Below are 10,759 nucleotides of genomic sequence, written 5' to 3'. Positions count from 1 at the left end.
TGCATGTTCACGGCCAACGATAAACAGTTCAAAACGGTCTGTAAAGCGTGGGTCCTCTGGGTTTTTCTTAGCTAGAGGAGAGATTTCTACAGGATGTCCGTAAATAAACGTTGGCTGAATAAGCGTTTCTTCAATTTTTTGTTCGAAGAATTCGTTGATGATATGGCCTACCGTCATAGAATCTTTAATCTCTACGCCATGTTCTTTTGCATATTCACGCGCCTGCTCAACAGTAACCTCTTCCCAGAAATCAACGCCAGTCGCTTCTTTGACCGCGTCAACCATATGGATTCTTTTCCACTCAGGTTTAAGGTCGATTTGTTCTTCGCCGTATTGGATCGTAGTTGTCCCAAGAACTTCTTGGGCGATATGAGCGACAAGGTTTTCAGTTAAGCTCATGATATCTTTATAGTCCGCATATGCTTCATATAACTCAATCATCGTGAATTCAGGGTTATGGCGTGTAGAGACACCTTCATTACGGAAAACACGGCCGATTTCATATACTTTTTCTAAACCGCCGACAATTAGGCGTTTTAGATGCAATTCGATTGCAATACGCATGTAGAGCGGAATATCTAACGCATTGTGGTGAGTGATAAATGGACGTGCAGAAGCTCCCCCAGGAATGCTGTGCATTGTTGGTGTTTCTACTTCTAAGTATCCGTGATCATCAAGGTATCTTCTCATAGCTTGAATGATCTTGCTCCGTGCGATGAACGTATGTTTGCTGTCTGGATTTACGATAAGATCCAAGTAGCGCTGGCGGTAGCGCTGCTCAACATCTTTCAAACCATGGTATTTGTCAGGAAGCGGACGAAGCGCTTTTGTCAGCAATTCAAAAGAAGTTGCTTTAACAGACAATTCGCCTACATTTGTTTTGAAGACTTTTCCGGTTACACCGATAAGATCACCGAGATCAGAAGACTTGAAGATTTCATATTGGTCGTCACCGACACTGTCTTTTCTTACGTAGATTTGAATTTGGCCTTCTAAGTCCTGAAGATGCGCAAAACCGGCTTTTCCTTTACCGCGTTTTGTCATCATGCGGCCTGCGATTGTGACTTCAATCGCTTTTTCTTCTAACTCTTCTTTGGTTAGATCTTGATATGCTGAAATAACTTCCTGAGACTGATGAGTTCTTTCAAAACGTGCGCCGAATGGATCGATTCCGTTATCTCTCAGCTGATTCATTTTATCGCGTCTGACTTGCAACTGGTCGTTCAATTCTTCATGGTTATGCTCTTCTTGACTCATTGTTATCACTCCATTACAGATATTGTTTCATGAAAAAAGCAGAAAAACTGCCAGCGCAAAACTGGCAGTGAGCAGCAAATAGAGGTGAGCATTATCCTACTTTTGCGTTTTGAAGCCCTTTTGCCTCAACTTCAACAGTAAATGCATCTAAAAGCTGCACAAACTCTTCTCTTGTCTCGCAATGATTGATTTCATTACGAACATTCGCATTGCCTCTTACACCTTTCAGATACCATGCAGCGTGCTTTCTCATTTCTCTTACCGCTACGTTTTCACCTTTTAAGTCAACCAGGCGGTCAAGATGCAGTTTGCATACCGCCATTTTTTCGCGTACTTGCGGCTCTTCTTTTAATTCACCTGTTTCAAGATACTGAACCGTACGGTAAATCATCCACGGATTGCCCAATGCAGCGCGTCCGATCATGACACCGTCTACTCCTGTTTCATCGAGCATACGCTTAGCATCCTGCGGCGTCTTAACATCGCCGTTTCCGATAACCGGAATCGATACTGATTGTTTTACTTCTTTGATGATGTCCCAGTTTGCCGTTCCTTCGTACATCTGCACTCTCGTACGGCCGTGAAGCGCAACTGCTTTTCCGCCCGCACGTTCTACAGCCTGTGCATTTTCCACTGCGAAAATGTGGTCTTCATCCCAGCCCATTCTCATTTTCACCGTAACTGGTTTATCAACGGCATCCACTACTGCAGAAACCATTTCGTAAATCTTATCAGGATCGAGAAGCCATTTGGCTCCTGCATCGCATTTTGTAATCTTTGGCACAGGACACCCCATGTTAATATCAATAATATCAGCAGTTGTGTTTTGGTCTACAAACTTCGCCGCTTCCACAAGGGTTTCCTTTTTTCCTCCGAAAATTTGAAGGCTGAGCGGTTTTTCACGTTCATCAATGTAAAGCATACCCATGGTTTTTGCATTGTTGTAAAGGATCGCTTTGTCACTGACCATTTCAGCACATACCAATCCAGCTCCGAATTCCTTTACAGTCAATCTGAAGGCTGAGTTGCAGACACCAGCCATAGGGGCAAGCACAACCCTGTTTTTCAATTGAATATCACCGATTTTAAACATTTTTGACCTCCCTTCATTTGTTATCTTTTTCTGGCGGCGCTAATTCGTCCGCGCTTATATTTAAAACATCTGCTGCACCTTGAATGATGGCAGCCGACGGCAATCGGTTTCCGCGTTCAATTTCGCCGAGAATAGAAACTGATATACCTAACGCTTTTGCAAATCCTTCTTGAGTATAACCTTTCAGCTTTCTGAATGCACGAATTCGTCTACCCCAGATTTCTGCTTCCATACTCTTACACCTTCTTGGTCTGTTTCCGCACTTGTTGCCTCTTTTTCAACCTGCGGGCAAATCTCCGCAAGCGGCGCAAGGACAAACAAACGCTCATACATTCTCGGATGCGGAACAATTAGTTGCTCTGTTTCAATATTTTCACGATTAAACAGCAAAATGTCAAGGTCTGCCGTCCGCGGTCCCCATCTTACTTCCCTTGTTCTTCCTAATTCATTTTCTATATGCTGCGTCAGCTCAAGGAGTTCAAAAGGGTTCAGCGACGTCTTGATTTCAACAGCCATATTCAAAAATTCATCTTGGTCTTCGTATCCGACCGGGTCAGTTTCGTAAATGGACGACACTTTAGTGACTGTCACCGCATCATGCTGGTGCAGCAATGCCACTGCTTGCCTTAAATATGTTTCTCTATCTCCAATGTTTGATCCAAGTGCGATATAAGCTATGTTGTTCATGACTTTTTTCTCGTGATTTCAATTGCTACTGATTTATAGTGTCCGGGAATTGGCGGATCTGGCTTAATCACTTTCACAGTACATTGCTGCACCGGCTGAAATTTCTTGAGCACATTGTCGGCAATACGTTCCGCCAGCGTTTCCACCAATTTCACAGGCTCCCCTTCTACGATATCTTTACATACGTGATAGAGCTCAGCATAGTTAATCGTTTGCTCAAGGTCGTCTGTTTGTCCGGCTTTGCTTAAATCCAGCTCAGCGGTTAAATCAACTTTAAATCGCTGTCCAAGCTTGTTTTCTTCTTTGAACACACCGTGGTATCCGTAAAACTCCATTCCTTCTACAAAGACTTTATCCATGGTGCACCCCTCCCTTATTCAGCATCGCGTCCATCATTTTCGCCATTCTGGCAATTTGTTTCACGTCATGGACCCTGACAATGTCACAGCCTTTTTGAATGCCGAGACACACGGTCGCACCCGTGCCCTCAGCCCGCTCCTCAGGCGGAAGATCCAGAACACGTCCGATGAATCTTTTTCGGGAGGTTGCCAGAAGAACCGGATACCCCAGGCCGCTCAAAATCTCCAGTTTGTTCATCACTGCCAAGTTATCATGATAGGTTTTCGCGAAACCGATACCTGGATCAAGGATAATGTTCCTTTCCTCTACTCCGGCCTCAACAGCGATTTTTACACTCTCCATTAAGTCCGACAGCATATCCGGTAATAAGTCATTGTAATTTCTCTCAGGGCGGTTATGCATGAGAACAATCGGAACATTGTGTTCTGCTGCAACGGAAGCCATCTTCGGATCATGTTTCGCTCCCCAAATATCATTGATGATGGATGCGCCTGCTTTAACAGCTTCATCTGCGACAGGAGCCTTGTACGTATCTACAGAAATCGGCACGCCCAGTTCTTTTGTGATCCGCTCAATTACCGGGATCACTCTGGACATCTCCTCATCCTCTGAGACATATTCAGCGCCAGGCCTTGTCGATTCTCCTCCGATGTCAATGATATGGGCACCGTCATCGATCATCTCTTTCGCGTGTAGGAGTGCCTTGTCCAAGCTGTCATATTTTCCGCCGTCCGAGAAAGAGTCAGGCGTTACGTTTAAAATCCCCATCACCAGTGTCTTCTCTTTATATGATAAAGCGCTGGGCTTGGTGTGGATTACTTGTGTTTGGTCTATCGTTTGCTGCGCCATTCTCTTCCTCCCTTTTCATGAATCATGTTCTTTATTTCTTTTTTGTATAGCGCTTGAAGAGCAGAGGCTGCTTCTCCGCTTTGGCCCGCGTAGTTTACTTCTTCTATTTTCGTAAAAGGGATGATCTCAAGAACCGAGTTCGTCATCCACGCTTCGTCAGCTGTCAAAAGAGCTTCCAGCTCATATCGGCCCGTTTTGAGTGCCAGTCCTATCTTGTTCGCATTTTCCATGACAAAACGTCTCGTGACACCGTCCAGAATACCGGTATCAAGAGATGGGGTATAGATGCAGCTGTCTTTTCTCCAGAAAACATTTGATATGATGCCCTCCGCAACAGCTCCATCCTCCGTTAGGAAAATCCCTTCGACACGCGGATCATTTCCGATTTCCCGCTTCGCATACATATTATTTAAATAATGATGAGATTTTAACCGGAACGGCCCCTCTGGTGTGTTTCTCCGTATCGATAAAACCTTTCCTTCTTTTTGCAAAGGAAGACTTTCTGGTTTCAGTTGGTTCACATAGCATAAAACAGTTGGCTTATCGTAAGTCTGGGCAACAAAGCCTTTATCGCTGATTCCGGCTGATATGTCCAGCCTGACACGGGCATTGCCATCCTTGATATTATTCAGCCGAAGCAGCTTGTCCAGCATCTCAAGGATCTCATGCTTTGAAACAGTATATTCGATTTGCAGATCCTTAAGTGCGCGTTTAAGCCTTTCTATATGCCAATCAAGCAAAAATGGGCAGCCTTCGTAGAGCCTGAAGGTTTCGAAAACACCGATCCCATATAAAAATCCATGGTCAAAAGGAGAAAGAACTGCATCTTTCTCCTCTATATACCGGCCGTTAACATATATCATCACGCAATAACTTCCTTGCGGTATGTCTCAATGAAATTTCTGAGCATTTCTTTCCCAAAGGAAGTCATAATAGACTCTGGGTGAAATTGCACGCCCTCTATCGGGAGGTCATTGTGGCGAATGGCCATGATTTCTCCTTCTTTCGTTTGTGCTGTTACTGTAAAACAGCTTGGCAGCGTCTCAGATTTTACGATCAGCGAGTGATAACGAGTCGCGACAAGGGGATTTTTCAAGCCTTCGAAGATTGTCTTGCCGTCATGCTCAATATCCGAGGTTTTCCCGTGCATAAGCCGTTCAGCCCTAATTACGTCACCGCCAAATACTTGTGCGATGGACTGATGACCGAGGCATACACCAAAAACGGGAATTTTCCCTGCAAAATGTTTAATTGCTTCAAGGCTAATCCCTGCCTCATCAGGACTGCACGGTCCTGGTGAAATCATCAGAAAATCAGGAGACAGCTCTTCGATTTCTTCGATCGTGATGTCGTCATTGCGTTTCACAATCAGTTCTTCCCCAAGCTCGCCCAAATACTGCACCAAGTTGTACGTGAATGAATCGTAGTTATCAATCATTAAAATCATTTCTCCGCTCACCTCATCTAATTTTTGTCTCTTCTTTGCTCAGCTCTAACGCCTTTTGCATCGCAAAAGCTTTTTTGAATGATTCCTTGTACTCGTGCTTTGGAACGGAATCAATCACAACTCCTGCGCCGGACTGCATAAATGCCTGCCCTCCGGTTGCGTAAATGGTTCGAATGACGATATTAAACTGCAGATCGTGATTATATCCAAACCATCCTATAGATCCAGTATAAAGCCCGCGGCGTGTCGGCTCAAGTTCTTCTATAATTTCCATCGTTCTTACTTTGGGAGCACCTGTAATGGTCCCTCCAGGAAACACAGCATGAATAATATCTACGGCATCATACCCATCCTGCAGTTCACCTTGGACGTTAGACACAATATGCATCACATGCGAGTATTTTTCAATCGCCATGAATTCATTCACGCGCACAGAACCGTACCGTGATACTCTTCCCAGATCATTCCGCTCAAGATCAACCAGCATGACATGCTCAGCGCGTTCTTTTTCATTGTGGATCAATTCGTTTGCGAGCGCTTCGTCTTCTTCATCCGTTTTTCCCCTGGAACGGGTGCCCGCAATCGGTCTCGTCTCTAATAGCTTGCCCTTTTTGCTGACAAGCAGTTCAGGCGATCCGCAAATGATTTGGAAATCAGGTGTTTCTAAATAAGCCATATACGGCGAAGGATTTACTTCTCTCAGGGTCTTGAAAATTTGATATGGGTGGACAGACAGCGACTGTGACTGCCTTATTGATAGATTGACTTGGAACACATCTCCGCTGGCAATGTATTGTTTGATTTTCTCTACAGCTTGTGAGAATCCATCCTCGGTAAATGGTGCCGCGAAGGAACCGTCTGATTCATGCTTCATCTCTCGCGAAGGGACAGCGGGAAGCTCAGTCAGCCACATCCGCTCCAACTCGGATAGCTTCACGTCAGCAGAATCATCAGTGCCATTAACATGAGTAATCAGCCACAGAGACTCTTCTTGATGGTCATAAACTGCTATATCATCAAAAACAAGAAAATAAATATCCGGTGTTTCCAGATCATCTAATGAGAGCATTTTAAAATTTTCAATATAACGTGCGTAATCATAGCTGAGAAACCCGATTGCCCCGCCTTGAAAATCCGGGAGCTCGTGATCTGTTTCTGTTTCCAGCGTTTTAAACCAGCTGTGGAAGGCACGTAATGGATCACCTTCCTTAAACAGCATCTCATCCCCATGCTTAATTGTTGTAATTCCGTCTTTTCCTTTTACAGTCGCAATCGGATCAAGACCGGCTATACTGTATCTGCCGCCTCTTGCACTTTCAAGAAGTACATGCTGTTTTCTGGATTGCGCAAGTTTCTCAAATTGTTGTAAGAATGAGTCTTTTTGAAAAGGTACTTTTTTGCCTGCCGGTCTGCGTTGTGCCATTTATATCATTCCTCTATTTTCTTTTTTGCTTGTTTTTTTATTGTAAAGCAATCTTGTTAGTGAAAAAAGTGAATTTCTCTTCCAAGAATAACATTCGTCGCAGACATGGCATATTTGATGCACAAATATAAAAAAACTCCCGGCGGACCGGGAGTTTGGCTTTTTTAATCGAATTGATACAGCGGCGTGCTCAGATAACGTTCGCCATTACTTGGAATGATGGCCAATACTTTTTTGCCTTTTCCGAGTTTTTTCGCTACTTGAAGAGCAGCATAAATTGCCGCGCCTGATGAGATGCCTCCGAGAATTCCTTCTTCACGTGCAGCTCTGCGTGCATATTCGAATGCTTCTTCATTCTTCACGGGGAAGATTTCATCATATACTTCAGTATTTAAGATGTCCGGTACAAATCCAGCTCCGATTCCCTGAATTTTATGGGGGCCTGGTTTTCCTCCTGATAGCACTGGGGAATCTGACGGTTCAACAGCGTAAATTTTGATGGAAGGGTATGCTTCCTTCAGAACTTCACCCGCTCCTGTAATCGTTCCGCCTGTACCGATTCCGGCTACAAATGCATCAAGCTGATCATCACCGAATTGCTCAACGATTTCTTTACCCGTTGTTTGGCGGTGAATTTCTGGGTTAGAAGGGTTATTAAACTGTTGCGGCACAAAGTATCCGTGCTGCTCAGCAAGCTCTTCAGCTTTCTTAATGGCGCCTTTCATGCCTTCTGCACCAGGAGTCAGCACAAGCTCAGCACCGTATGCGCGAAGAAGGTTGCGACGCTCCATGCTCATTGTATCAGGCATAACCAAAATAGCTTTTAACCCTTTAGCAGCAGCAACCATCGCAAGCCCGATTCCAGTATTTCCGCTTGTCGGTTCAATGATTGTATCACCGGCTTTTAATTTCCCTTCTTTTTCAGCGGCTTCAATCATAGCTAAACCGATACGGTCTTTTACACTGCTTCCAGGGTTCATGTATTCAAGCTTTAGATATACATCCGCACTGTTTTCATCTGCAAGGCGATTTAATTTCACGATTGGCGTATTCCCAATTAATTCAGTAATGGAGTTTGCTACACGTACCATTCTCGACACCTCAATTTCCGACTATTTGTATTGGTATTATGTATATAATCTATCAATTTCAAAATTTTTTGTCAATCACTTAGTACTTTTTTCCCCATAAAACCACGATACATCGGCTTCTTTCCAAAGTGTTTTGACTGTCGCTTTATCGCCTAGCTGATCCATTGCGATTTGCCGTCTGATCTGATCCTTTACTTCATCATACGAGAATGTTCTTGCCTTTAGTTTTTCTTTCAGCTGAATAACGGCATATCCGTTACTGACCTTTATCGGTTCGTCAGACCATTCATCCTCTTTGAGTGTTTTTGCTTCTTCAATGTATGCTGACGGAATGTTGTCTGATGCTTCTGTGACAAAACCTAAATCTCCGCCATATGGTGATGTATATCTGTCTGTAGACCTTTCCGCCGCGACGGCTTCAAAGCTTGAGCCGCCTTTCAGTTCTTTCAGGACTTCTCTCGCTTCTTCTTCATCTTTTACAACAATGTGCCGAATTCGATACGAATCATCAAACTGATACAGTTCTTTATTTTTATTATAGAATGATTTCAGTTCTTTGTTTGAAATATCAATATCCCTTGTTAACAATTCTTCAAGAAGGATATTATAACGAATTTGATTTTTCCACTCTTTCTCAGTTGTATGTTCGTCTTCGTAAAAGGAATTGTTGACCGCTTTAATCAGCAAAAACTCACGATCAATTTCATTTTTAGACACTTTGAGGTTGTTCTTTTTGGCTAGCTGCTCAACGACTCGGACATTGATCATATCTTCAAGTGTCGACTTTCCATATCGGTCTTCCATTTCTTTCAGCCATTCTTCTCTTGTCACACTTTTGCCTCCGATCGTCGCAATAGACTCACCGGACGGCGATGCGCCTGCCTGGGATTTCGTCAGCGTATATGCAACAGCAATACAGCAAACCAACAGCGCCCCTAAAATAATGGTCCAGATTGTTCTTGATTTCAAACCTGTTTTCAGCCCCTTTTCTCAAATTAAAAAACCCGCTAAAGAGCTTAGCGGGTGGTTTGGTCACGAAGCCCTTCCAGCTCTTCTTTTGTAAATAAGTACTTTTCATTACAAAAATGGCATACTGCTTCGGCTTGTCCATCTTCTTCTATCATATCTTGAATTTCTTTTTTGCCTAGTCCTAAAATAGCTGTTTCGAAACGTTCTTTTGAACAAGGGCAATGGAATCTAACAGGCATCGTTTCCAAAATCTCAGGTTTCTCGCCTAGGACTTCTTCTAAAATCTCTTCCGGTGTAAGCCCTTTTTGGATGAGCTTTGAAATCGGCTCTACTTGAGATAGACGCTGTTCAATTTTTGCGATGGTTTCATCATCAGTTCCCGGCATCAGCTGAATAATAAAGCCTCCTGCCGCAAGAATGGTATTGTCAGGATTCACGAGCACACCTACGCCCACTGATGAAGGAACCTGCTCAGATGACACAAGATAGTAAGTGAAATCATCACCCAATTCTCCTGAAACAATTTCTACTTGTCCTGTGAAGAACTCGCGTAAACCTAAATCTTTTACGACACTTAACGTTCCGCTAGTTCCAACTGCACGTCTGACATCAAGCTTGCCTTGTTCATTTAAATCAAAATGAACTTGCGGGTTAGAGACGTATGCTCTGACTTCCCCTTTTGCATTGGCATCAGCTACAATTGCTCCGATTGGACCTCCGCCCTCGATTTTCACCGTCAGCTTATCATCGCCCTTCAGCATAGCGCCGAGCATAAGTGAGGCTGTCATTGTACGGCCCAGTGCAGCGGATGCTGTCGGCCACGTACCATGGCGTCTTTGCCCTTCATTTACCATATCAGTTGTTCTCGCTGCATAAGCGCGAACTTTTCCATCATACGCAAGTGCTTTTACTAAATAATCCATTACAAAACCTCCTATACACTTCCTACGCGGTTTCGTTCATAAATCAATTCCAGCCCTTTTAGGGTTAAGAATGGATCAACGATATCTATACAATCTGATTCGTTTGCAATGAGCGGCGCAAGGCCTCCTGTCGCAATGACCTTTGGTTCCTGTTTTGCCTGCCATTTCATTCGCTTGACGATTCCTTCCACTTGACCGACATAGCCAAATAAAATTCCAGATTGCATCGCGCTTACAGTGTTTTTTCCGATAATATTGTCAGGCCGGGTGATTTCGATACGCGGAAGCTTTGCCGCACGCGAATAAAGCGCCTCTGTCGAAATCGTAATCCCAGGAGCAATCGCCCCGCCCATGTATTGTTTGTTTTCATCAATATAGCAGTACGTTGTGGCAGTTCCGAAATCAACAACAATTAACGGATTGCCGTATAAGTGTATCGCAGCAACAGCATTTACGATTCTGTCTGCTCCCACTTCTTTCGGATTGTCATATTTTATATTTAAACCCGTTTTCACACCCGGACCGACAATTTGCGGTTCGATATGAAAGTATTTTGTGCACATTCTTTCTAACGCAAACATGATTGGCGGCACTACCGATGAAATAATAATGCCATCTATCTGTTCAAACATAAGCCCGGAATGCTCAAATAAGGAGCGT

Annotated in this window: 13 protein-coding genes; all 13 read right to left on the bottom strand. The window is 43.9% G+C overall.

All coding sequences use genetic code 11. The annotated features are described in order from the left end of the window. A partial coding sequence (lysS, locus tag RAC86_RS28825) for a lysine--tRNA ligase (RefSeq protein ID WP_377886303.1) occupies nt 1-1,257 on the bottom strand: 1,257 nt, incomplete at its 3' end. 91 nt (nt 1,258-1,348) lie between these two features. After that, a complete protein-coding gene (gene dusB, locus RAC86_RS28820; RefSeq protein ID WP_072565632.1) occupies nt 1,349-2,350 on the bottom strand; it encodes a tRNA dihydrouridine synthase DusB in 1,002 nt (333 codons plus the stop codon). Nucleotides 2,351-2,363: 13 nt separating this feature from the next. Further along, nucleotides 2,364-2,582 carry a helix-turn-helix domain-containing protein gene (locus tag RAC86_RS28815; RefSeq protein ID WP_014112324.1) on the bottom strand — a complete coding sequence of 73 codons (219 nt, stop codon included), beginning with the start codon at nt 2,580-2,582 and terminating at the stop codon, nt 2,364-2,366. Beyond that, on the bottom strand, nt 2,534-3,037 hold the full coding sequence (folK, locus tag RAC86_RS28810; RefSeq protein ID WP_014112323.1) for a 2-amino-4-hydroxy-6-hydroxymethyldihydropteridine diphosphokinase: 504 nt from the start codon (nt 3,035-3,037) through the stop codon (nt 2,534-2,536). The genes RAC86_RS28815 and folK overlap by 49 nt, the downstream gene beginning before the upstream one ends. Further along, on the bottom strand, nt 3,034-3,396 hold the full coding sequence (gene folB, locus RAC86_RS28805; protein ID WP_014112322.1) for a dihydroneopterin aldolase: 363 nt from the start codon (nt 3,394-3,396) through the stop codon (nt 3,034-3,036). The genes folK and folB overlap by 4 nt, the downstream gene beginning before the upstream one ends. Continuing rightward, on the bottom strand, nt 3,389-4,246 hold the full coding sequence (gene folP / locus RAC86_RS28800) for a dihydropteroate synthase (RefSeq protein ID WP_061187552.1): 858 nt from the start codon (nt 4,244-4,246) through the stop codon (nt 3,389-3,391). Before folP ends, folB begins: the two co-directional genes overlap by 8 nt. Beyond that, nucleotides 4,228-5,109, bottom strand: coding sequence for an aminodeoxychorismate lyase (gene pabC / locus RAC86_RS28795; RefSeq protein ID WP_242735235.1), 882 nt, complete (start codon nt 5,107-5,109; stop codon nt 4,228-4,230). Before pabC ends, folP begins: the two co-directional genes overlap by 19 nt. Further along, a complete protein-coding gene (gene pabA / locus RAC86_RS28790) occupies nt 5,109-5,693 on the bottom strand; it encodes an aminodeoxychorismate/anthranilate synthase component II (RefSeq protein WP_014112319.1) in 585 nt (194 codons plus the stop codon). The genes pabC and pabA overlap by 1 nt, the downstream gene beginning before the upstream one ends. 13 nt (nt 5,694-5,706) lie before the next feature. Continuing rightward, nucleotides 5,707-7,116, bottom strand: coding sequence for an anthranilate synthase component I family protein (locus RAC86_RS28785; protein ID WP_072565630.1), 1,410 nt, complete (start codon nt 7,114-7,116; stop codon nt 5,707-5,709). Nucleotides 7,117-7,280: 164 nt separating this feature from the next. Next, a complete protein-coding gene (cysK, locus tag RAC86_RS28780; protein ID WP_014112318.1) occupies nt 7,281-8,207 on the bottom strand; it encodes a cysteine synthase A in 927 nt (308 codons plus the stop codon). Between the two features lie 75 nt (nt 8,208-8,282). Further along, nucleotides 8,283-9,176: a peptidyl-prolyl cis-trans isomerase gene (locus RAC86_RS28775; protein ID WP_072565629.1), complete on the bottom strand. Its 894-nt coding sequence runs from the start codon at nt 9,174-9,176 to the stop codon at nt 8,283-8,285. 47 nt (nt 9,177-9,223) lie between these two features. Beyond that, the gene (gene hslO / locus RAC86_RS28770) at nt 9,224-10,099 is read right to left on the bottom strand and encodes a redox-regulated molecular chaperone HslO (RefSeq protein ID WP_041520828.1); all 876 of its coding nucleotides are present in this window, start codon (nt 10,097-10,099) and stop codon (nt 9,224-9,226) included. 11 nt (nt 10,100-10,110) lie between these two features. Continuing rightward, nucleotides 10,111-10,759 (bottom strand): type III pantothenate kinase (locus RAC86_RS28765; RefSeq protein ID WP_377886302.1); only part of this gene is annotated, 649 nt, incomplete at its 5' end.

Source organism: Bacillus sp. LR_5, from assembly GCF_042709275.1.
The sequence above is the reverse complement of the archived record's forward strand: the minus strand, read 5'-3'. Positions and strand labels throughout refer to the sequence as shown.

What these genes read in the sequence shown, in the direction of transcription:
- dusB (WP_072565632.1), bottom strand. Translation starts at nt 2,350, where the DNA reads ATGTTTAAAATCGGTGATATTCAATTGAAAAACAGGGTTGTGCTTGCC.
- RAC86_RS28815 (WP_014112324.1), bottom strand. Translation starts at nt 2,582, where the DNA reads ATGGAAGCAGAAATCTGGGGTAGACGAATTCGTGCATTCAGAAAGCTG.
- folK (WP_014112323.1), bottom strand. Translation starts at nt 3,037, where the DNA reads ATGAACAACATAGCTTATATCGCACTTGGATCAAACATTGGAGATAGA.
- folB (WP_014112322.1), bottom strand. Translation starts at nt 3,396, where the DNA reads ATGGATAAAGTCTTTGTAGAAGGAATGGAGTTTTACGGATACCACGGT.
- folP (WP_061187552.1), bottom strand. Translation starts at nt 4,246, where the DNA reads ATGGCGCAGCAAACGATAGACCAAACACAAGTAATCCACACCAAGCCC.
- pabC (WP_242735235.1), bottom strand. Translation starts at nt 5,109, where the DNA reads ATGATATATGTTAACGGCCGGTATATAGAGGAGAAAGATGCAGTTCTT.
- pabA (WP_014112319.1), bottom strand. Translation starts at nt 5,693, where the DNA reads ATGATTTTAATGATTGATAACTACGATTCATTCACGTACAACTTGGTG.
- RAC86_RS28785 (WP_072565630.1), bottom strand. Translation starts at nt 7,116, where the DNA reads ATGGCACAACGCAGACCGGCAGGCAAAAAAGTACCTTTTCAAAAAGAC.
- cysK (WP_014112318.1), bottom strand. Translation starts at nt 8,207, where the DNA reads ATGGTACGTGTAGCAAACTCCATTACTGAATTAATTGGGAATACGCCA.
- hslO (WP_041520828.1), bottom strand. Translation starts at nt 10,099, where the DNA reads ATGGATTATTTAGTAAAAGCACTTGCGTATGATGGAAAAGTTCGCGCT.